We start from the raw sequence: 23,129 nt of genomic DNA on the forward strand, positions 1-23,129 counted from the left end.
TATTAACTTAAAAATACTAGTTAAATGATGAGAAGTCAAAATAATTTCTCTTTAATAATCTTGGTTGCTTCATTAATTCTTCGAATGAAACAGAGACTGGAAGCAATTCAGTCGAAATCAGAAATAATTGATCTTCAATGGTTTTCACTAAATCTTCACGTTGATACGAAAATTTACAATGGTCACAATAATATGACGGCACATTTGTTATTGTAATTGCACGTGAGCCATCTGGTAATTCCCAATGTACTACAGCTTTTGTTTCTTGTAAATTAAGTTCCTCACACCAATCACATTTTAATGAATTATTCGTCATTCTTCTCACTTCCATCCATTTTTTGAATTTGAGCTTTGTATTTTTTCTCTTTTAATTCATCCCTTTTTTCTCGTTTATTCTTTAATGAGATATGAGTTGGGTCCTCTTGATATTGCTCTCTTTTCTTCATTCGTTCTAAATCAGAAGGAATTAGGCTTTGAATTTTATCAGTCATTATACTAGCAATTCCAACTTTTGCAGCTTTCTCTAGATAGTCAGGATAAACAAGAGAAAAATAATCTTCCGCTGTATCTTCAGTATACGCTTCAGGTTCTGGATAAGAAGTAATAACGCCTTCAAAATTTCTTAAAACGGTTTTTTTACTACTTTGAGACACAATGTAGTTTGGCTGAAGTGAGATTTTACCTCCTCCACCTGGTGCATCAACAACAAAAGTAGGAACTGCATAACCAGACGTATGCCCTCTTAATCCTTCAATAATTTCTAACCCTTTTGCAACTGGTGCTCTAAAATGCCCGATGCCTTCAGATAAATCACATTGATAAATATAATAAGGTCTTACTCTTATTTTGACTAAATCATGAACAAGCTTCTTCATGATCGGAACACTATCGTTTATTCCAGTTAAAATAACAGATTGATTACCTACAGGAACACCCGCATTTACTAACATTTCACATGCTTTTTTAGCTTCTTCAGTAATCTCAATACTTGTATTAAAGTGAGTATTTAACCAAACAGGATGATATTTTTTTAGAATTTCACATAAATTATCGGTAATTCTTTGTGGGAATACGACAGGAGCTCTCGTGCCAATTCTTATAATTTCAACATGATCAATTGCTCTTAAATTTTTTAAAATATATTCTAAAATATTATCATTTATCAATAATCCGTCTCCGCCTGAAATTAACACATCTCTAACTTCCTCATTTTGACGAATATATGAAATCGCATCATCTAATTGTTTTTTGGGAACTCCCATTCCAATTTGACCTGAGAAGCGACGTCTTGTACAGTAGCGACAATACATTGAACATTGATTTGTTACTAAAAACAGTACACGATCTGGATAGCGATGAGTTAACCCAGATACAGGACTATCATCATCTTCGCCTAATGGATCTTCAGCATCGTATTTTGTTTTATTTAATTCTTTACTTATTGGTACAGATTGCATGCGAATTGGGCATCGGGGGTCTGTAGGATGCATTAAGGAAGCGTAATAAGGTGTTATATTTAATGGAATTGTTTTAGTAGAAATTTTTACTCCTTCTTCTTCATCCTTTGTTAATTCAATTACTTGTTTTAAATCGTCTAATGTTCTAACTGTATTTGTTAATTGCCATAACCAATCATTCCATTGCTCATCTGTTACATCTTTCCATAAGGGGATATCTTTCCAATGCCTTTGTGGTTTATAAAGCTGATTTTTCATTCATGGTCCTCCTTATTCAATCGGACTGCCAAAGTGTACATTTAAATAGTTTTCTAGTTATATACCTACTACTTTATATGCATTTAGCAAATAGAAGGTGAAAATGCAAAAAAAAATAAAAGGCTTATCTCAATTAAGCACAATGAAACCGACTAACGGTTTGTTAGTCGGTTTCTGTGGCTGACGCTCAATGTTTTTTAAACTCTTACAAAAGTAGCACCGATAATAATTAAAAGAATAAATAATACAACGATTAACGCAAATCCACCGCCGCATCCACCGCATCCCCAGCCACCATAGCCTCCGCCATAATAAGGTGAGTAACCTTTCATGAGTGTTGCCTCCTTCACATAGGTAATATGTTATTACACTATTTAAGTTATGAAATGATTAAACTATATGTGAATAGGCTCAAGCCTAATTTTAGGTTTATTAATTAGATATGTGTTCTGCTTATTAAAAATGTAGTGAGTCATCAATCATTAATTTTTTTGCAATCAACTAACAAAAAAAAAAAAGACCCCAAAAGGAGTCTATACGTATAATTTGTATATATGATGTCTTCTTTGTAAACATAGTTCTAATTAGGATGGGTATTTGTCGATTCCCACTACAGGATGCTCCCTTTCCGTGGCTCGGGCGCTGAGCCTCCTCGTCGCAAATGCGCCTGCTGGTGTGATCTGTACTGCTACTCCCACAGGAGTCTCGCACCTTTCGATTCAATCATTTTCTATATTTATTGAATTCATTAAAGAAACCTTTTTAAAAGCAACAATCTTTTAAAAAAGAGCATTTATTTTTCATCTATGAACACGGGAATAAATTGAAATGAGCATACATTAAATAAACCCTTAGTTGTGATTTTAATACTAGGGATAACTGGAAGCGCAAGAAATGATAATGTTAAAAATGCATTGAACGAGTTGTCAGGTCTAATTTTTAAGAGTTCCTTCTCTACTAGTTTCAGACTTGCTTCTACTTCTTCAGAAAATTGATTACTTATTAACCCCCCAATTGGAAGTGACAGCTTAGTAAGCACTTTCCCATTCGAAACGACTACAATACCACCATTCATTTCTTCGATTGTTTTAATGGCAAGCATCATATCTTCATCATTCATTCCAGCAACAATTAATTGATGTGAATCGTGGGCAATCGTTGTTGCAATCGCACCCTCTTTTAAATTTAATCCTTTTACAATCGCTAATCCCAATTCTTTTTCTGCGTGATATCGATCAATTACTGCAATTTTACATAAATTTTCTTTTTCATCTGCAAAAAACTGATTATCGATTAATTGTATTTTTTCAACGATATGGTTCGTTACAATACTTTTCGGTTTTATCTCGATAATATTTGCAAAAGACTGCCCATCCGATTTTAATATTAGATCTTCCTGTTTAAGTTCACCAAGGCTAATTGAAGTTGTAATCAGTTTAGTTTGTTCTCGTTTAATTGATAATTCGTTAAGTTTTTTTCCTTGAACAACAAAATCATTTTTACACCACACGTCTGTTATTTCTACTTTTTCCAAGTCATTTATGAATACAAAATTCGCTTCATAACCTGGTGCGATTGCACCTTTTTGTTTTAATCCATAACATTGTGCTGGATTTAAAGTTGCCATCGAATAAGCAGTTAACGGAGATACCCCAAAAGCAATTGTTTCACGAATGCAGTAATCAATAGATCCTTCACTAATTAAGTCATCTAAATGTTTATCATCCGTGCAGTACATCAATCTATGTGCATTACCTTCATTTACAGCGGGTAACAAGTCCTTTAAATTTCTTGCTGCAGAACCCTCTCTTAAAGCTACATACATCCCTGCTCTAAGTCGATCAATAACTTCTTCCACGTTTGTACACTCATGATCCGTTAAAATTCCTGCATATGAATAGGCGTTGATTTCATTTTTAGATAATCCAGCTAAATGACCATCGATTGGCTTTTGAAATTTATGTGCTAATTCGATTTTATCGATCATTTGCTTTTCCATATTCATAACAGCTGGATAGTCCATTACTTCTGCTAAACCGAGCACTCTAGGATGACTTATAAAAGGCTCTAAATGCTCTGCATATAAAACAGCTCCGCCACGTTCAAGTGATGTTGCAGGAACACATGAAGGAAGCATTACTCTAACATCTAAAGGTATTTCATTAGATGCATCTAGCATAAATTGAATTCCTTCTACGCCCAATACATTGGCGATTTCATGTGGATCAGTGATAACAGTCGTTACACCATGTGGGAGTATTGTTCTAGCGTATTCACTTGGAGTTACCATTGACGATTCAATATGAACATGTGAGTCGATAAATCCTGGTGAAATATACTTACCTTGTGCATCTATGACATGATTTGCCTCATAGTCACCGATTCCAACAATCATTCCATTTGTTATCGCAATAGAATCTTCTATAATTTCTTTCGTAAATACATTTAGTATTTTCCCATTTTTAATAAGGAAATCTGCCTTTTCAGCTTTAGTAGATGCTTTCATTTCGTGTAAGTTCATTTTTACTCCTCCTAATAATAGGAGAGATGATGTTTTGTCATATCTCTCGTAGTCAAACTATACGGCAGTTTGGTAGAAACTCTTGGACCGCTATTTCCAAAATTATACGAGCTATTAAGAAACACTTTTCAATAAAAGTGTAAGAACTTAATTTGCTTATATTTAATTGTCTTAAAAATCTATATTAAAAGTATTCTATTAAATTATGACTATAAAAATCAATTATTATTTTAGAAAACTTAAAAAATAAAATAATTCATAATTTTCTTTTTAGTGAATAGGATTTCTATTGGAAAGGTCTATTTAGGAGGTAATCGTTTGAATCTTACAACTCAAAGAGATAATTCAATCTTTCAACGTTCTTTTACTGATCAATTTGTCTTCAAAACTAAGCAAAGTACAAGAACTAATATATTCGTTCAATATTATTATAGGCATTATGATTCGATTCAAAAGTTCAAAACAAATAATTTACAGCCTTCACAAGTTTTTAAAATTGAACATCAAAAAAATTTATCTTATATAAGGCTTTTACATGCATCTCCAGGAGCACCTCTTCTTGAAGTTTACATCGATGGCATTAAGTCTTTTACAAAGTTACCTTTTAAAAGTACTACTCTCTACATTCCTATTTCTTCAGGAACGCATCGTATTGATCTGTTCACTTCGGGTGAAACTCCAAAACAAGTTTTATCTAAGTCAATAGATGTTGACTCAAATCATTTCTATACAATTGCAGCGAATGGTGAATTAAATGATCTTTCGTTATTATCGCTTATTGATAATACATTTTTAACGTATGGAGAGACTAAAATTCGTTTTATCAATTTAGCTAAAAATAATCCAAATCTTGATTTAGCAGTTAAACAAGGCGAGGGAGATGTCGTATTTTCTAATCTTAAATATAACGATTTTTCAGAGTATCTTACATTAACACCTATGACTGTAAACTTAGAAATTCGTTTATCAGGTACAAAAACGATTCTATTCCCCTTATACAAATCGAAATTTGGAGAGAACAAACTTTATAATATTTTTGCTGTTGACTTATTATATAGTGATTCAAAAATTGACGTGTTTAAAGTCAATTAAAAAAACTCGGAAATTCATCCGAGTTTTTTTATGTTCGTTTTGGAAGTGTAATATAAAATGAAGTCCATTGATCATCTGAAAGACATTTTATTTCACCTTCATGTTTTTCAATAATTTGTTTGCATACGAATAAACCAATACCAGTGCCGTGATTTTTAGTCGTAACGAATGGTTCAAAAATTGTCCGAATACTCTCTTCGTTAATTTTCGGTCCATTATTTCGAATTTGAATAACCACATTCTCACCTAAATCGGCTACTTGATATTGAATAATTTTTTGGCCTTCATTTTCTGCAAGCGCATCAATTGAATTCATAAATATGTTTAATAAAACTTGACGTAATTCATTTCGAAAGCCAGGTATGTATATGTTTTGAGATAATCCTTCTTGTAAAATTACGTTCGAATTTACAATACTTGGATATAGAAACTCCGTAATATCTTTAAATAAATCATTAATTAAAAAATACTCAACAACTTGATCTTGATCCTTTTTTGATACATGTAGAAATTGATCAATTCTAAAGTTTAATTGATGTAATTCATGATCAATAATATCTAAATATTTTAACTGAGGATGATCTAATCTAAGAAGTTTGACAAATCCAATGATTGATGTGAGAGGATTTCTAAATTCGTGAACAAAACTTGCTGACATTTGCCCTAGTATGGTCAGTCTCTCTTTATGAGTCTCATCAATAAATTGTTTCTTTTCTTGAATATCTTGATTAATTATGTATGAATATCGTTTTACAGTATAATAAATAAACTGGTCAAAAACATAGTTGATTTTATCAATTAAAGGTTGAAGTACAGTAATACTTTCACCAAAAGCAGCTAAATGTTTAAATAACTCACTTCTTCCAATATTCGAATTGTATACAAATTCCCCTATATTTACGCTTGCTTGAGCACGCTCCTCAGCAATTTTATTCGATAATTCTCTTACTTCATCTTCATTAATTTTATTTTCTACGAATAATAATGTAAATTCGATCAATTTTGTTCCATTAATGATAATTTCTGATTTAAATGGATCATTTTCGCCAATTAATGCTTGAGAAACCCAATTCTTAACTAATGTTGGCATATTTTCTTGAATGAAAGCACTATATTTACTTTCTATAGACATATCAATAAGGAACACCCCCTGATTAAACTTACTTAATTTAAATAGTAACAAATTTTTAAATATTCGTTAAGTAATATTAACAAAAACTGTTTAAATTGTTATTAATCTCCTATAAATTTAATTCTACTTGAATAATTGGAATTGGTCTATACAGTAACTTTGAACTAAAAGTATACAAAAATGTCAATAATGTGATGTAGAGAATACGATAAGATTAGATACAATTAAATTAAAAATTGAAAGTAGGTTTTTCGATGGCTGGAAATAATGTTGAAGATTATTTAATTAAAGGTATCTATGGGGAAAAGCAAATAAAAATAGAAGAACGCAATATTTATTTAGGGACAATACGTGAAAGAATTGAAATTGCATTAACAACTAGTCAAGTAATGGCAAATGCAATTTATCAACATATTGAACCTGCATTAAAAATAAAAAATGTTACTTTATTACTAAATGGTACTCTTCCTTATTCTGCAATTTCAAAATATATTCAATTAGCCAAAAAAAATAATATTCAATTTTCACTTGTAAATAATTTACCACATCCTACTCCAATCGGGCTTGTTGTGACGCATAAAAATGCTGTTGATAAAAGTGAAATCTTCATTAAAGACGCACTTTATAATTCAACGAAGTTTTAACATTTCGGTATGTGAAATTTTATTGAATCGTATAAAAACAGCGCAACATTGTAATTCACAATTCTGTTGCGCTATTTTCTATTTGCTCTTGCTCTGTTTTTGTAGACGGATCTCTTATTAATTCGATGGATTTTATATAATGGCCATCAATTTTCAACACCTTAAACGTATAATTACTTATCTTTGTTGAATCTCCTTCTTGAACATCAAAATTTTCAGTTAAAATCCAACCACCAATCGTATCAACATCCGTATCATCAATATCTAAACTGAATACATCGTTTACTTCACTAATTAATACTTTCCCTGCAATTACATACTTGTTTTCGCTTACTTTATAAATATCTTCTTTTTCATCCACATCAAACTCGTCTCGAATTTCTCCAACAATTTCTTCTAATATATCTTCAACCGTAACTAGTCCTGATGTTCCTCCATATTCATCAACTAATATAGACATATGGATATGCTCGCGTTGCATCTTTACTAATAGATCATGGACTGATATTGATTCAATCACTTGAATTATCGGGCGGATATATTGCTCAAGTGTTTTTACTTCCGATTCCCCTTTATGTAGGACAAAATCTGTAAAAACATCTTTAAAATTTATGAGACCAATTACATGATCTTTATCCCCATCAACAACTGGAAAACGTGTATATTTTTCTGTACTCATAAATTGGATATTTTCAGCAAACGGAACACTAATGTCAATTGCGACCATTTCTGTTCTAGGAACCATTATTTCTTTTGCAACTCGCATATTAAAATCAAAGATGTTATTTACATATTTAAATTCAGATTGATTTATTTCGCCGCTTTTATAGCTCTCAGATAGCAAAATTCGTAATTCTTCTTCTGAATGAGCCACTTCATGTTCTGATGCTGGAGGTATACCAAATATCTTTAAAACAAGCCTAGCTGAATTATTAAATAACCATATGAATGGATACGTAATTTTATAAAATAGAATTAATGCCGGTGAAAAAAGCATCGTAATTTCTTCTGCCTTTTGAATTGCAACGGTTTTTGGTGCTAACTCCCCGACAACTACATGAATAAAGGTAATCACTCCAAATGCAATTAAAAATGAAATTGTACCATTAACTGCAGTTGGTAAATTAAACTTTCCAATTATGGGATGGACCAACTTATCAACTGTCGGTTCTCCTAACCAACCTAAACCTAAACTTGTTACGGTAATACCTAATTGACATGCAGACAAATATTCATCTAAGTGCGTAATCACTTTCTTAACAGCTCGAGCCTTTTTATTTCCTTCACCAATCAACTGATCAATTCGAGAACTACGGATTTTTACAATTGCAAATTCCGACGCTACAAAAAATGCTGTGAAAGCAATTAATACAACAACTAATAGTAATTTAGTACCTATTCCTAACAACTGTTTCATCCCTCCATTTGGAAGTAGAAAGCCTCTTCTCTAATTGTTTTCTAACTCAGGCTTATCTTAGTATATTCAGTTACAGAACTTGTTATCAAATTTTTTTTATGCAACTTTGAATTCGACTAAATAATGTATATCGAACAGAATATAAGAAGTTTTGACGAGTCAGCACTAGTTTTGTCAATCATGAAGGAAATCAATTTTCATTAGAAGAATGATATGTATATAAACCATTTAGAGGAGGAATGACAATGTTAACGACCTCTCAAGTAGCAGAGCAGCTACAATTAACAAATAAAAAGGTTTTATATTATTCAAAAAAAGAGAATTTTACTTTAGAGAAATCATCAACTGGCTCTTATTTATTTACGGAAGAACAAATAAATCAAATTAAAAAGGCGCATGAAAGTACGCTTCAAACTAATGATTCAAATCAATTAGATCGCGAGTATATTCTTCAGATAGAACAATTAATAAAAAATGTTACGAATCTCGAAGCTAAGATGGAAACGAAAGCAAATGAAGTTGTATCTGTTCAGGTGCTTGAACATCGTAGAGAAATTGAAGATTTAAAAAAATTCGTTGTCAAACTTGAAGATGAAATTATTCTTTTAAATGAAACTGTAAAATCTTTAAAATCCGAATTGGATGATCAAAAAAAGATCGTTGCGTTTAAACCGAAAAAACGCTTTGCAATTTTATCAATATTTGGAGTTTAATTAAGTAAGACATATAAACATTGACTAAAAAACGTAGATGGTTTTCATCTACGTTTTTTTACATACTTAATGGATTGTTGGTGAAAATAAATTCGAATGATAAAAAAGGAGGAATTGCCATGCAAAAAAATGCACGACAATATACAGAAGATGCAAATACTGCCATCAAACATGCTGTTGAAAATCTTCAATCTGCCCTTGATACTGTTGAAAAACCACATAATCATGAACTCATTGAACAAGCATTACAGGCTTGTCAAAATGCCTATAATCAAACAAATAGTACAGCAAATGTACTTAGACAAGAATAATATCGATAACTCAGGTAGAAATAACCTGAGTTTTTGATTTTTTTATTTTTTGTCGTAATACATTAAAATTTCTTTAAATTCCTCAGAATACTTTAATAGCTTAGTAGCATGTTGAATGTCTAATAAAAATGGCACAGCAATAATGTCATCACTAATTTCAAAATATTCATCGATTGGCAGAATTTTAAACCCTACACTTCGAGCAAACATATACAATCTTTTATTTATTGTACCAATATACCAATCGACATTATTATTACTCGCATGGTCATAGCATGCTAAAAGTATCTGTTTAAAGAAACCCTTCCCTCGATTTTCTCGATTTATTAATAGCTTACTAATTTCATAGATTTCTTCATTTTGAATATATTTAATGTATTTATTCTCTGAAAAATTATAATAATATTCATTTTTATTTTCTGGTCCAACTTGATATTTATCGAATTCAATCGTTCCGATCAGCTTTTTTTCGGAATCACATATACCATATCGAGTTACTTGATTATCTCTTTTTAAGAAAGGCATTTCGTTTTCTTCACAAAAATCTCCCCAAAGTTCGTCAAATAAAAAGTTCTCTTCTTTTGTATGAATAATACGAAACACATTAACCCCATCCTTGTATTTAAATGTCATATTAACATTTAGATAAATTCTCGTTTTTAATATTTTAACAAAATATTCTAATATTTGTAAACGCATACATTTATTTTTTTGTACTTATTTACGAAATATTTACGATTGTCCGGTTAATTATCTCAATTAATTCTTTTTCACCAATTAGCTCATAATTATCCTCACCTTTTTTCTTTGGATAAAACTGAATATATGTTCCACATCCAGCTTCTAGAACTTTTCGATGAACATTACTACCTGGATATAAGCAGATTACTTCCTGGATTGGCTTTCTAGCATAGTTAAGCTTCCCATTAACTCGTTCAACATACTTTAAGCCCCAATACTTATACATTTGCTCCATAGCCTTTGTATTGCCAACAGGTTGATAAATGTTAAACATCGGACTATATTTGATTTCAAAGATAATTGAGCCCGCAAATTCATTATTCGATTTCCGAAAAAAGTCTAACCGAATATCAGGTTTTTTCGATTCTTCACCACTAAAAAAATTCGTTCCTTTTAATAATGAAACCTGTGGACTACCTTCAATAATTTCATTAAATACTAAATTGATTATCCAATTCTTATTTTCAAGCTTTACAAATGCACCATCCATCAATTCATCATCTTTTACATGCATTAATATTTGTTCAGCTAAAGGATCCTCTATATTTTCATATCCTTGCTTCAAAAACAAGTTACATAACGAGAAATAAACAAAATACTCATATAATAAAAATGTTGGTTTATAGACTGGTAATAGCATCTGCTTTTTGCCATATTCTTTTACCTTTTTATCAAATAGACTTAATGAATGAACAAAATTCAAAAATACTTTTGATGGACTAGTAGGATATCTTGTAGTCAGTGAATCTGTAGCAGCACGAAAAATACCTAAAGTATATTCCCTAAAATATACTTCATATAGATTATCAAGTGAAGTAGTAATTCTCTTTTTTTCAATTACACTTTTTTGCAATTTCTCTAATTCTATTTCTTTTAGTAGTTTAGACTGACGATATTTCGCTTTTTCTCGATCAGTGATTGAACCATTCCCTACTACATTCTGCATCATTTTTTCGATATCTTGCACTTGATAATCTATTTGATCCATTTTCTTTTTATCCTTCATTAGTTCATACTTTACAAAAGTTAATAGAGTTTCAATTGTCAGGATAAACTTCCTAACTTTATTTTTGGCATATTTAATTTCTTCTAAATAGTTTTCTTCTTGAACGACAGGCTGCATTGTTAAATTCGTAGCATTTGAAATTGCTGGATGGATTAAATTCCACCTCAATGTTGTAAAATCAAGCTTCGTGACTTTTCTTTGTAATTCGTAAACCTTCTTTTGTTTTCGTTTAAGCTTACTTTTGAACTGTTGAATGGCAACTAGCAATCTTTCCTCATTTGCTTCTATAAAACGAATGATAGGCCAGAAATACATTGTTCCATTTTGAGTTAATGTAGCAGATGACTTTTTAAAGAATTGTGAATCGTTCATAATACCATTTATTTGTTGATTTAAATTTGAATGCATCCATTCTAACTGATCATATTCTAAATTTTTCGGTAGTATTTTTACCATTCCATAAAAGCGTTGTTCTTGATAAATAATACAAAACTCATAGAAACCACATCTCCACGGATAGGCATTCTCCGTTTTCCCATGTTCATAGATTAATATTTTCTTCGTTTCAGTTGTAAATATATATTGCTGGTCATCTAAGTTCTCTTGTTGAAAATGATATAAATTATTCCAAACAAATGTAACTTTCCCATCAAAATCTCCATCAATTTGAAAAAAGAAACGTTTTAATTCTTGGATTTCATACGTAAATAAATAAGCATCTTTTGCATGTCTTGTTAAAATATCTAATGAAATCTTCTCTTCCTTCCCACGCGTCCCGATTCGAATTGAAAGAACAAATGGAAGTATGAAACCTTCATCACAAATTTCAGTTGTGTACTGATTAATTGACATAATATTTTCTCCTCATAAAAATCAACTAAACGCTGAATTATAAGTTAATAAATATTTAACATTTTGAGCAATGTAAAACTATTTTTTTATTTCACGTTAAATTTATGCTATTTTCCTAATTCTTGTTGGAATTATACTTCTAGATTTATAGATTTCCACGTCAGGATGCTAGTTTTCGGTGGAACTTCGTTTCCTAAGTCGAATAGCTGGAGGGGTGTTACTACCCCTCTCTGCTATTAAATAAGTCTGTACATTTTGCTCCAATAATCATCTTCTTTATACCGACTGCTTTAACAAATCCTTTTTAATAAACAACTTTCTTTTAGAAAAGAGCTTTTAATTAACATATCCATCAATTTCTAATTGCTTTCTTTTCTTTTTTAATTCACTTATCGAATTATCAAAATCTGATATACTTTTTCCGAGCTTCGACTGCATTAACAAGATCAATAAACCTTCTTGGTCATTATTTTCACCGGTTCCAATCAATTCCTCTAAATTAGCTAGTAATCCTCTAACTTTTGTTAAAACCCGCTGTTTGACAAATAAATCAATCGCTTCTTTTCGTTCAAATTGATTGTGTGTAGGTAGAATAGGAATATTTGCTAAGTAATTAGAGAGATCCTTTATCATACGTGGAGAAATTATTCTCTCACTTAGCGATTCTTCAACTATATTATTTAGTTCATCAAAAAACTTCAGTTCTTCAACTGTTAGCTCAGTTGACCTTTCAGATTGTACCGTCCAATCATTAAAGGACTCGGCATTAATATAGATTTGTGGAACATTTTCATAAATATTTTCATTGCTCATTCTTTCAGAGTAGTTTACAAATGAAGTAGATTTTAACGAAATAATATTTACACGATCAAGTAATCTTAACGAAAACTCACTTGAAGTTTCATCAAAATTTACTGTTCCAACAAATATGATATTATTCCCTATCTTCACTTTTGGTTTATAGTATTGATTAATGACAACATTATGATCATGGAATAGTGTAATAAATCTTTTATCTGAAGGCATCTCCAAAATAGATAAAAATTTACTAAACCAATGCTCAATTTGTGAAAGATTCATTTCATCAAAGATAACCATATACATTCGATGAGGAAATTGTTCTGCTTCGATTAATAGTTTCGTAATACCTGTTTCTGAATCAATATAAATGCCTGTTGAAGGATTTAAATAGCCTAATAAATCATAATGTTCCCTATAGGAAGGAGTAATAGGAACAAATAATAATTCCTTTCCAAATTCCAAGCCGAGTGTTTCACCATAGATTCGAGCTAATTGTGATTTACCTGTACCACTTACTCCTCCTAATATTGTTAATGCTTGGAATTTACAGCAAATATGAAAATTAATTAAGTCTTTTCTTTCATATAAAAGCCCTTGTTGAAGACAATTCTGATAAAATCTTTCAATAAATGCATTTTCATTCGTATCGATACTCCACTCATCCGGAAACGGCTGTTTCTCAGTAAAATCTTGAGTATAGATCAGTTCTTTACTTTCCTTTTTGAATGTTTTATTCAATTCTTCCCAATATTTTTGGGGAATAAAATAGATTAAATGATTGGAATGAATAAATGAGTTTAATTCTTCATTATTATATTCTAGGTAAGTTACTTGATTTTGTTTTTCTAAATAACTAATATCATTCATCATAGATTTAAGAAATAAATTTCCATAAAGTCTATTATCATAAAATACAAACTCTGGTTGATCAAAATCATTATAGTATTTTGGTAAATGAATAGGTAAAGAGCCTTTAATTAAACGATTTTCAACTTCCTCACGTTTACCCTCGCCGCGAAGCTCGATGACTGGAATTAATTGATATGTCGTATCTCTTTTTCCATCAAAGAAATCTACTAAATCAGCTGTAATTATTTCATTTGCGTATTCAAGACGAAATAATACTAGTTTTGTATCAAATATCTTTTTTAACCCTTCGATAATATCATCTTTTTTCTTGTGCTTAATTAGTGGTTTTATTTTACTTTCATTATTCTTATTTGCAGTTGTTCCTACAAATAGTACTTCTTGAGTTGAAAAACTCGCTTTAATCTTTTGTGGTATTGGCGATAAACATTCGATATAAAATCTAATATGATCATCGTCCTCATAGTACAATAAGCTTTGCTTTTCTTGGTCGACTATTCTTTCTGTTACGATCTTTCCTAGGAATAAAAAATTATGAATTTTTTTCGATAATTTCTGGGTCAATGCGCGTTTTAATTTCAAAGTCATTTCCCCCACTTTCCGACATTCCTCATACATTTTACGTTTCTTATTCGATATTTATGATTATTCGCATCTATTTCACCTTGATTACTTAAGCCTATATCAAAAAAAAATGCTCAGAACTAAGTACTCTGGGCATTTTTACTATTTTTTTATAACATAATTTGATAATAAACAATATCAAGCCATTGATTAAATTTTTGGCCTGTTTTATAAAAATGACCAACTTTTTCAAATGACAGTTTTTCATGTAACCTTTCACTCACTTCATTACCACTTGTTATACATGAAATAATGGTATGATGACCTAGTTCTTTTGCAACCTTAATCATCTCAACCATCAATGCTTTTGCAAGCCCTTTACGGCGATGTTCGGGATGAATATAGACAGATAATTCAACAGTATGCTTATAAGCATCTTTTTCTTTGAACTGTGTTAAAGAGCAATATCCAGTTACAACTCCGTTTTCTTTGGAAACAATTACAGGATATAAATCTGAGTGCTTATCGAACCATTGTAACATTTCATCCAATGTTTTTGTCTTTGTATCAAATGTTGCTGTAGTATTAAGGATCGCATCATTATAAATTGTTACGATTTCTTTTACATCTTCTTGAGTTGCGATTGAAATATTCATATGTAATCCCCTTTTCATCTTTTTCACTTTCTTCTATTTTACAATGTTTTACAAATAAATTTCTATCAAAATGATTTATGAGAAGAAACATGCACAGTATTTTTAGTAATCTCATATACTGCGATAGTCAGAATGTAAGGAGGTATGAAGATGAGTGAAAAAGATAAAAACACTCAAGATGAAAAGCAATCATCATCTATCGATTTTCAACATTATATTAAAAAGGTTGATGAATTAATTGATCAATCACCAATCCGAAATATATTTGATGAAATCGATAAATTCTTTCACAAGCATGGCGTATTTTCCTCAATCGGTATTGACATGATTGAAAATGGTGACGAATTGGTCATTCAAGCAAGTTTACCTGGGGTAAGTAAAGAACAAATTTATATGGATATTGAAGGATCAATTTTAACAATTGGTTTAAAGAATGATACAACACAAGAAATACAAAATGACCAAATGGATTATTCTTATAAAAAATATTCGTATAGTCAATCTCAGCGAATTGTAAAACTACCTTTCCCAATCAATGCAACAACAGCATCTGCGATTTATGAAAACGGAATGCTAGTCATCAAAGGTACAAAACTTCCGGAATACCAAAAACAAATCTTTTTAGATAAATAAATAAAAAGAGCACCTTTCTTTGATCGGTGCTCTTTCTATTTGACTCTTTTTTTATAATTTTTTGTTATTTAGAATTCAGTTGATTCCTCAATTGAATGCTTGGTGTTTTTTATTTTTATTTTGTTAGCTTTTCAATATCCGATAAAATTTCATCAAACTGAACGTTACTTACACCGCTATAATCTTTTACAATTTTTCCTTTTTGATCAATTAAATAGAATTTTGTCCCATGGATAACTTGAGAATTATTTTCTGGTTTTTTTACAATTGTCTTAAAGTTTTCAGATACAAATTTTTCAATTGTATTTTGTGAATAACCAGTTAAAAAATGCCAATTATTTAAATCTGCATCAAATTTATTAGCGTAAGTTTTTAATAAATTTGGCGTATCAACTTCTGGATCAATACTAAAGGAAACAAAATCAACATTTAATTTTTTCTCCGCTGCTTTACGTTGAAGTTTTGAGAAGTTTGCAGTCATTGGCGGACAAACAGTTTCACAACTAGTAAAGATAAAGTCTGTTAACCACACTTTTCCTTTTAAATCATTCGAACCAAATGTTTTACCTTCTTGATCTTTATATGTAAATTTTTCTAAATCCCAATTTAACGGATCTTGAATTTTATTTCCACAACCACTTAAAATTGCTAAACATAAAAACAATACAATTGGCATGGAAAAAGCATACTTCTTCATATCATATCCCCCTAAGTTGCTTAGTACCTGTATATTGTACCAAATGCAAATGGTCCTTTCTAATAATTTGAGTTAAATAACATAATAATTTAAAAGTTATCAAATGATTTATTTACAAATTACATGTAAACTTATACATATCTAAACAAATTGTCTTCTCGAAAGGGTTGATTTTTATGGCGAAAAAACGATATGAAAACTATGATTCTCCAAGTTATAGGAATTCTTTAAAAGATTTTATAAAATGGAGAATTGAAAGAAGTAAAAAACAAAAAGATTACAGTGAACTTCCTCAAAGTGAGAATAAACTTGTTAATTATTTAGAAAAAAATAGAAATGATACATCAGTAACTTGGATCGGTCACTCGAGTTTCTTACTTCAACTGAATGGCATCAATATACTTACAGATCCTGTATATTCGAATCAAATGGGTTTTACTAAAAGATTGTCTAAACCAGGATTAAAAATAACTGAGCTACCTTCAATTGATCTCATTTGTATTTCGCATGGTCATTATGATCATTTAGACTTTAAAACAATTCGTCATTTTCCAAAATCAACCTTATGCTTGGTACCTATTGGACTGAAACAAAAATTTGCAACGAGAGGCTATTTAAATGTCATCGAAATGAATTGGTGGGAAACTAAAAATTTATTTGGTCTTGATATTACGTTTGTACCCGCTCAACATTGGACGAAAAGAACATTATTTGATACAAACAAATCGCATTGGGGTGGGTTTATATACGAAACACCAGATGAATGTTTATATTATGCAGGTGATAGTGCTTATTTCTCTGGATTTAAAGAAATTGGGAAACGTTTCGAGATTGATATTGCTTTACTACCAATTGGTGCGTATGAGCCAGAATGGTTTATGAAACATGATCATATGTCTCCTGAGGAAGCAGTCAAAGTATTTCTAGAATTAAAAGCAAAACTATTTATTCCCATGCACTATGGCACATTTAGATTAGCAGATGATACACCAAAAGAAGCATTAGATCGCTTAGTAAATGAATGGCAAAAACTCCTAATTCCCGTGGAAAAACTTAAAATTGCTCGATTAGGAGAAACGATTTTACCATCTCATATTCAAAAGATTAAAGAAAAAGTGTATTTATAGTAAATTGAAATTAATATGGAGTCTACTATACTTTAATTTTCGAATGTAAAATTCAATCAGTATTAATCAGATTTAATCACATAAAAAGCTCAGAGTTTTTTCTCTGAGCTTTTTTATATAACTTATACCAACATACCGTATTTTATTTGAAGAAAAAAATAGAGTGAATATGTTTTTTTACTCGGCATAAAAGACAAAACCAATTGCACCTTTTCCAGTGTGTGTGCTAATAACTGGAGTCGTATAATACGTCTGATCTATTGAAATTGTGGTTAATTTTTGAATAGAATCTTTTAATGCTTCTGCAACTTCAGGTGCATCAGCATGAGCAATTCCAACACCTTTAATGGTTTTACCATTTGTATCTTGTTCAAAATATTTTGTTAAAGTTTTAACTACTTGTGAATGATTACGGACTTTTCCAACAGGTGAATATACGCCACCTTCTAATGATGCAATAGGTTTAATACTTAACAAAGAACCAATAAATGCTTTACCTTTACCTATACGGCCACCTTTAACTAAATTATCAAGCGTATCCACCATAATATATAAGTGAGTGTTATCTTTAATTTGTTTAACTCGATCAACTATTTGAGCTACTGTTGAACCGTCTTTTACCATTTTAGCAGCCTCAATCACTTGAAATGCCATTGCTCGCGTAATAAATTCGGAATCAATAACTGTTACGTCTCCGTCTACCATATTAGCAGCTGCACATGCTGTAGAATATGTACCACTTAAACCACTTGATAAATGGAATGAAATAACACTACTACCATCAGCAGTTAACTTTTCAAATGTCTCAACAAATGTTCCTACAGCTGGCTGCGATGTTTTGGGTAATTCGTTTGAATGTTGCATTTCATCTATAAATTCTTTTGAAGTAATATTAATTCCGTCTAAATACGTTTCACCATTTATTTGAATTGATAAAGGAATTATCGTTATATTTAAATTTTCAATATCTTTTAATAACAAATCAGCAGTAGAATCAGTTACAATCTTTATGTTTGCCATTTAATTCACATCTCTCTTTTCAATAATTCTAGAGGCTTTCAAGGCCGTTTTTTTTTAACAAAGTTAATTAATTATATCACTTTTAGATAGACTTAACATTAATTATTAAATTCTCATTAAATTTTATTAATGATCTACAAAATAAAAAACTCGGTTAAAAACCGAGTTTTTTATCTATTATTTCTTTTTTTCATCTTTATCTTCTAAAAGGTCATTCGTTAATCCTTGAGTAGAACGCTTAAATTCTTTTAGTGTTTCACCAAAAGCTTTACCGATTTCCGGTAATTTTTTTGGACCAAATATAATTAAAGCTAAGATTAGAATTAAAATTAAACCTGGAAAGCCTATGTTAGCCATTATTTTCCCCCAACTTCCATCCACAATTATAAGTAATCAATATTCTTACTTTCCTTATATAGTAATATTGTCAAAAATATCACCATTCGTCAAATAATATTAAGGAAAATTAATAAAAATAATAACTAAACTAAATCTAGTTAACATAACAATATTATTTTTAAGTGAATTAATCAATAAAAGTACTATGTCGATTTTAATAGTATGGGGTACTTTAATAGAAACTATACTAATGAGGTGCTTGTAAAAATATGTGCTCTCTTCATTAGGCTGTTTTCGTAAACTTTGTTGCTAATAACAAGTAATTCGCAGATTTCAACTCAATGATGCTCCTATGACCTCCTCAGTTCGCCTGCAGGGTCTCATCTGTCTCGCTACTCCCACAAGAGTCTCGCACCATCCGCTCGAATCATTTTCCATATTACAGTTTACTTTAAGAGCATTTTAATAAAGAAAGAAACAATCATTTATAAAACAGCCTTTCATTAATAGAGTTAGTTTACTCAAAAGTACCCTTTACTAATGTTTTCCCTAGTTGATACATGATTTTCCCTTTAGATATTACAGATTCTATTTCAAGTGTTTTTTTATTTAAAAATACTAGGTCTGCATCATAACCATTCTTTATTTGACCTTTATTTTGTAGTTTTAATATTTTTGCCGGATTACTTGTTATTACTTTTATTGCTTCATCGATCGCAATTCCTTCATTAAGAATCGCATCCTTAACTTCAGCATATAAACTACTTACTCTTCCGACCTTCATTCCTCTTAACTCACCATTCTCATCGAAATCTGGTAAGCTCCCCTGACCATCCGATGTGAACGTAATCTGTTCAATATTTACACCACTTTCTAACATTCGTTTTAAACCAATACTGCACTTTACTTCTCCATTATCAATAAAATGCGGTATTGTACTTGTAGTAAAATCTACATAACCTCCTTTTTTCGCGTAATTTATTCCAGCCTCAAATAAATAACCATTTCGATTAATATGAGTTGGATAAAATTGAGTGATTGGTAATTCTGTTTCTTCTACAATTTCTTCAATCATAGAGAGCATCGCTTTACTATCACCAATATGTATATTAACAACTCCCGATTTACCTGAAAGTAAACCTCCATTCCTCGCATTTGCGGCGATTCTGGCTAATTCTTGTTTAGTCGGCTGAGACGAACGATGATCGGAAATGGCAATTTCGCCTACCCCTATAATCTTGTCAATTAAAATAATATCTTCTTCAATTTTCGAGAACAACGTTTTTACTGGAGTTTGATAAGATCCCGTATAAACAAATGATGTAATACCTTCTTCTTCAAGTGCTCTACATTTTGCAAGTAGACTTGTCATCGTTCGTGTAGTTCCATCTGTGCCAATTACACCTATAACCGTGGTAATTCCACCTTTAATACAATCTGATAGTAATAACTCAGGTGTACGCGTTTTAAACCCACCTTCTCCTCCCCCACCAATTAAATGAACATGGGAATCAATAAAGCCAGGCACAATATAATAGTTTGTTGCATCCACTATTTGTATAGGCACTGATGAAGAATGTAAATCAATTTCTTTATGAACGAACTCTATTTTGTCATTTGAAATCAAAATATCATTTTTACCTAATGAAGCGGGTGAATATACTTCACCATTTTTAATAAGAATCATAGCAACCTCCTGCAATCTTGAATAGTATGACATTAGGTTATCATATTTAATTTGAAAATTGTGATAAGAAATTAAAAACTATTTCATGACAATTATTCAGCTCAATTTAAAATGAAATCCCTGTAATTGTTAATAATACTCATATGTCTAAAACAGATTTAAAAGTTAATTGTTTAGGAGGCATTGTTTATGAGTAGAGCAATGAAGGAAGAAATAGCTAATGCAATCACCCACGGTATAGGTGCTATTTTAAGTATACCTGCACTTTTTTATTTAATTACAAAAGCCTTTAAATATGGGTCCACATGGCATATTATTTCATTTACTACATTTGGGGCAACGATGCTTCTACTATATATTTGTTCAACTTTACTTCACAGTGTTCGTCATCCTAAAGTCATCAAGCTTTTTACAATTTTAGACCATTCGGCTATTTATTTGTTGATTGCAGGAACATACACACCTTTTCTACTTGTCACGTTAAGAGGTTCAATTGGTTGGACTTTATTTGTGATAATTTGGACGTTAGCCATTTTAGGTATCGTATTTAAATTTAAATTCATTAATCGTTTTGAAGTTTTTTCAACAATTGTCTATTTGATAATGGGTTGGTTAATGATATTCGCCATTAAACCTATTTATTTTGGATTAACGGAGAATGGATTTTTCTATCTATTATTAGGAGGTTTACTATATTCCGTTGGTACAATCTTCTTCTTAGCGAAAAAACTACCTTATAGCCATGCGATATGGCATTTATTTGTATTACTTGGTAGTGCCTCTATGTATATTTGTGTCTTTAAATTCGTAAATTGAACGCAGCTTTCGTAAACGTTGTTGTTATTAAAAAAGTATTTCGTTGATTTTCCCTCCTGGAGTCTCGCAAATCTGTTCATCATATTCTTTATTTACAGTTTTTTAAACATTAAAAAAAACACAAATCACTTAGAAAAGAGTCAAATAAAAAAGAAAGCGCTCATTATAAAATCGCGCTTTCTTTTCTTATGCTTCAATTATTTCTTTTATATAGTTTGATAATTCTTTTGCATCTGTTATTCCAATTTTTTCTGGATAAACAGGTGGGAATACTTTTAGTGTAACATTTGCAGGTTTAATTCGATTCCCATTAGCCTCTAATATATTGTATGTCCCTTCGATTCGCACTGGAATGACAGGTACACCTGACTTTGTAGCTAAGTGAAAACTTCCTGATTTAAATTCACCAACTTGGCTAGTTTTACTTCTCGTGCCTTCAGGGAAAATAACTAGAGAATGACCATTTTGTAGTTTTTCAACACCATCTTTAATTGCTTTTAGAGATTGTCTACGATCACTTCTATCCATAAATACACAGTGCATTTGTTCCATCCAATCAGGTACAATAGGTAACTTTGTAATTTCCATTTTTGCTATAAATCCGATTGGTTTTTTCAAATATCCTAATAATAATGGAATATCAAAATTACTTTGATGATTACTTACAAACAAGACAGATTGGTCTTTTGGAATATTTTCTAAACCTTCAACTGACACTTTACTTCCAGTACAGCCAATCATCATATTTCCGAAGTAATCAGGAAAAACATGCATCAATCGATCTCTTTCATGTACAGGTAAATCTTTAGGTAATTTTTTAACTGATGATAATTTAAGCTTTGCTTCAATTACACCAATTACAATGCGTGTTGCAGCAAATACTGTGCGAAACATATTAGTCCTCCGATAATTGAGTATGTTACTTATTATACAAAATGCACTTACACTTGAAAAGCATTTATCATTTATAGCAAATTTCACTTATTATTTCATAAAAAAAAGATCGACTTAAGTAAGCCGATCCCTTCAATTCATTTATCTTTAGTTCGAAACTTTAATTCCACTAAAATCTTTTGCTAATACTTTAGCTTTTTCAATTGCTGCTGCTTTAATATCAGCTGCTTTATCCGGCATAGCTGCCATACCTTCTACATGTAATGTAGTTACTTCTTTAACACCAATGAAGTTTAATGCATTTCTTAAGAATGGGCTGCTGAAATCAACTGCAGTACCTGGTCCTTCAGAATACACCCCGCCACTAGCTTGAATGTGTAATGCTTTTTTATTTTCAAGTAATCCTACTGGACCATTTTCAGTATATCTGAATGTTTGACCAGCTACAGTTACATTATCAATGAAGTTTTTAACAACTGCTGGAAAACCGAAGTTCCATAAAGGTGTTACAAATACATACTCATCAGCTTTTGAGAAAATTTCTAAGTTGCTACCCATTGCTGCTAATGTTGCTTGTTGGTCTGCACTTAACTCTTCAAAAGATGTACCATTAGCTAATTTTCCCCAAGCCTCAAGTACATTTCCGTCTATCATTGGAACATTTTCTTTAAAAAGATCAAAGTGTACAACTTCATGTGTAGGATTTACTTGTTTGTACTCATTAATAAATGCTTCCCCTACAGATAGACCAAATGAATTTTCAGTCGCATTTGGATTTGCAGTAATATAAAGTAATTTTGTCATAGTTATTTCGTCCTCTCAGTTTTAATTATCTTTAATTCGAGATATATTCCCAAAAATAAAGGGATATTTTAATCCCTTAA

General features: G+C 30.8%; 23 protein-coding genes and 1 riboswitch. Of the genes, 7 read left to right on the plus strand and 16 right to left on the minus strand.

What is annotated here, in order from left to right; genetic code table 11:
* Positions 1 to 16: 16 nt before the first annotated feature.
* From B7R65_RS06445 to ade, 4 genes are all read right to left on the minus strand, one after another.
* Positions 17 to 316 carry a YokU family protein gene (locus tag B7R65_RS06445; protein WP_088041952.1) on the minus strand — a complete coding sequence of 100 codons (300 nt, stop codon included), beginning with the start codon at positions 314 to 316 and terminating at the stop codon, positions 17 to 19.
* Positions 306 to 1,715 (minus strand): lysine 2,3-aminomutase, encoded by a 1,410-nt coding sequence (gene kamA / locus B7R65_RS06450; protein ID WP_088041953.1) that lies wholly within the window; start codon positions 1,713 to 1,715, stop codon positions 306 to 308. Before kamA ends, B7R65_RS06445 begins: the two co-directional genes overlap by 11 nt.
* 197 nt (positions 1,716 to 1,912) lie before the next feature.
* Positions 1,913 to 2,047 (minus strand): YjcZ family sporulation protein, encoded by a 135-nt coding sequence (locus tag B7R65_RS06455; RefSeq protein WP_088041954.1) that lies wholly within the window; start codon positions 2,045 to 2,047, stop codon positions 1,913 to 1,915.
* A 461-nt stretch (positions 2,048 to 2,508) separates the two neighbouring features.
* Entirely contained in the window at positions 2,509 to 4,236 is a 1,728-nt protein-coding gene (ade, locus tag B7R65_RS06460; RefSeq protein ID WP_088041955.1) for an adenine deaminase, read from the minus strand.
* Positions 4,237 to 4,265: 29 nt separating this feature from the next.
* A riboswitch (purine riboswitch) is annotated at positions 4,266 to 4,366 on the minus strand.
* A gap of 188 nt (positions 4,367 to 4,554) precedes the next feature.
* Between ade and B7R65_RS06465 the strand changes: the two genes are divergently transcribed.
* Positions 4,555 to 5,328 carry a DUF4397 domain-containing protein gene (locus B7R65_RS06465; protein WP_179194793.1) on the plus strand — a complete coding sequence of 258 codons (774 nt, stop codon included), beginning with the start codon at positions 4,555 to 4,557 and terminating at the stop codon, positions 5,326 to 5,328.
* 28 nt (positions 5,329 to 5,356) lie between these two features.
* Here B7R65_RS06465 and B7R65_RS06470 read toward each other — a convergent pair whose 3' ends face one another.
* A complete protein-coding gene (locus tag B7R65_RS06470) occupies positions 5,357 to 6,460 on the minus strand; it encodes a sensor histidine kinase (RefSeq protein ID WP_088041957.1) in 1,104 nt (367 codons plus the stop codon).
* A 254-nt stretch (positions 6,461 to 6,714) separates the two neighbouring features.
* Between B7R65_RS06470 and B7R65_RS06475 the strand changes: the two genes are divergently transcribed.
* Entirely contained in the window at positions 6,715 to 7,104 is a 390-nt protein-coding gene (locus B7R65_RS06475; protein ID WP_088041958.1) for a YueI family protein, read from the plus strand.
* Between the two features lie 55 nt (positions 7,105 to 7,159).
* Here B7R65_RS06475 and B7R65_RS06480 read toward each other — a convergent pair whose 3' ends face one another.
* Positions 7,160 to 8,521 carry a hemolysin family protein gene (locus B7R65_RS06480; RefSeq protein ID WP_088041959.1) on the minus strand — a complete coding sequence of 454 codons (1,362 nt, stop codon included), beginning with the start codon at positions 8,519 to 8,521 and terminating at the stop codon, positions 7,160 to 7,162.
* A gap of 245 nt (positions 8,522 to 8,766) precedes the next feature.
* Between B7R65_RS06480 and B7R65_RS06485 the strand changes: the two genes are divergently transcribed.
* Positions 8,767 to 9,234 carry a MerR family transcriptional regulator gene (locus tag B7R65_RS06485; protein WP_088041960.1) on the plus strand — a complete coding sequence of 156 codons (468 nt, stop codon included), beginning with the start codon at positions 8,767 to 8,769 and terminating at the stop codon, positions 9,232 to 9,234.
* Between the two features lie 119 nt (positions 9,235 to 9,353).
* Entirely contained in the window at positions 9,354 to 9,545 is a 192-nt protein-coding gene (locus B7R65_RS06490; RefSeq protein WP_088041961.1) for a hypothetical protein, read from the plus strand.
* A gap of 42 nt (positions 9,546 to 9,587) precedes the next feature.
* On the opposite strand, the gene B7R65_RS06495 is transcribed toward B7R65_RS06490, so the two are convergent.
* The 4 genes from B7R65_RS06495 to B7R65_RS06510 form a co-directional block, all read right to left on the minus strand.
* Positions 9,588 to 10,148 (minus strand): hypothetical protein, encoded by a 561-nt coding sequence (locus B7R65_RS06495; RefSeq protein WP_088041962.1) that lies wholly within the window; start codon positions 10,146 to 10,148, stop codon positions 9,588 to 9,590.
* Positions 10,149 to 10,266: 118 nt separating this feature from the next.
* Complete coding sequence (locus B7R65_RS06500) at positions 10,267 to 12,144, minus strand: hypothetical protein (protein WP_088041963.1); 1,878 nt, start codon at positions 12,142 to 12,144, stop codon at positions 10,267 to 10,269.
* 336 nt (positions 12,145 to 12,480) lie between these two features.
* Positions 12,481 to 14,394: a hypothetical protein gene (locus tag B7R65_RS06505; protein WP_088041964.1), complete on the minus strand. Its 1,914-nt coding sequence runs from the start codon at positions 14,392 to 14,394 to the stop codon at positions 12,481 to 12,483.
* A gap of 152 nt (positions 14,395 to 14,546) precedes the next feature.
* Complete coding sequence (locus B7R65_RS06510) at positions 14,547 to 15,032, minus strand: GNAT family N-acetyltransferase (RefSeq protein ID WP_179194794.1); 486 nt, start codon at positions 15,030 to 15,032, stop codon at positions 14,547 to 14,549.
* 150 nt (positions 15,033 to 15,182) lie between these two features.
* On the opposite strand from B7R65_RS06510, the gene B7R65_RS06515 reads away from it, so the two are divergent.
* The gene (locus tag B7R65_RS06515) at positions 15,183 to 15,665 is read left to right on the plus strand and encodes an Hsp20/alpha crystallin family protein (protein ID WP_179194795.1); all 483 of its coding nucleotides are present in this window, start codon (positions 15,183 to 15,185) and stop codon (positions 15,663 to 15,665) included.
* Positions 15,666 to 15,780: 115 nt separating this feature from the next.
* Here B7R65_RS06515 and B7R65_RS06520 read toward each other — a convergent pair whose 3' ends face one another.
* The gene (locus B7R65_RS06520) at positions 15,781 to 16,362 is read right to left on the minus strand and encodes an SCO family protein (protein WP_088041967.1); all 582 of its coding nucleotides are present in this window, start codon (positions 16,360 to 16,362) and stop codon (positions 15,781 to 15,783) included.
* 176 nt (positions 16,363 to 16,538) lie between these two features.
* Here B7R65_RS06520 and B7R65_RS06525 point away from each other — a divergent pair, with 176 nt between their 5' ends.
* A complete protein-coding gene (locus B7R65_RS06525; RefSeq protein WP_088041968.1) occupies positions 16,539 to 17,489 on the plus strand; it encodes an MBL fold metallo-hydrolase in 951 nt (316 codons plus the stop codon).
* Between the two features lie 177 nt (positions 17,490 to 17,666).
* Here B7R65_RS06525 and B7R65_RS06530 read toward each other — a convergent pair whose 3' ends face one another.
* From B7R65_RS06530 to iadA, 3 genes are all read right to left on the minus strand, one after another.
* The gene (locus tag B7R65_RS06530) at positions 17,667 to 18,509 is read right to left on the minus strand and encodes a DegV family protein (RefSeq protein WP_088041969.1); all 843 of its coding nucleotides are present in this window, start codon (positions 18,507 to 18,509) and stop codon (positions 17,667 to 17,669) included.
* Positions 18,510 to 18,686: 177 nt separating this feature from the next.
* The gene (gene tatA / locus B7R65_RS06535) at positions 18,687 to 18,869 is read right to left on the minus strand and encodes a twin-arginine translocase TatA/TatE family subunit (protein WP_088042142.1); all 183 of its coding nucleotides are present in this window, start codon (positions 18,867 to 18,869) and stop codon (positions 18,687 to 18,689) included.
* Positions 18,870 to 19,365: 496 nt separating this feature from the next.
* Entirely contained in the window at positions 19,366 to 20,535 is a 1,170-nt protein-coding gene (gene iadA / locus B7R65_RS06540; protein WP_088041970.1) for a beta-aspartyl-peptidase, read from the minus strand.
* Between the two features lie 189 nt (positions 20,536 to 20,724).
* On the opposite strand from iadA, the gene trhA reads away from it, so the two are divergent.
* The gene (gene trhA, locus B7R65_RS06545) at positions 20,725 to 21,351 is read left to right on the plus strand and encodes a PAQR family membrane homeostasis protein TrhA (protein ID WP_088041971.1); all 627 of its coding nucleotides are present in this window, start codon (positions 20,725 to 20,727) and stop codon (positions 21,349 to 21,351) included.
* A 186-nt stretch (positions 21,352 to 21,537) separates the two neighbouring features.
* Here trhA and B7R65_RS06550 read toward each other — a convergent pair whose 3' ends face one another.
* A complete protein-coding gene (locus tag B7R65_RS06550; protein WP_088041972.1) occupies positions 21,538 to 22,245 on the minus strand; it encodes a lysophospholipid acyltransferase family protein in 708 nt (235 codons plus the stop codon).
* A gap of 147 nt (positions 22,246 to 22,392) precedes the next feature.
* The gene (locus B7R65_RS06555; RefSeq protein WP_088041973.1) at positions 22,393 to 23,049 is read right to left on the minus strand and encodes an FMN-dependent NADH-azoreductase; all 657 of its coding nucleotides are present in this window, start codon (positions 23,047 to 23,049) and stop codon (positions 22,393 to 22,395) included.
* Between the last annotated feature and the right edge of the window lie 80 nt (positions 23,050 to 23,129).

Origin of the sequence: Bacillus sp. EAC, from assembly GCF_002156875.1 — a bacterium.
Taxonomy (GTDB): domain Bacteria; phylum Bacillota; class Bacilli; order Bacillales; family Bacillaceae_G; genus Gottfriedia.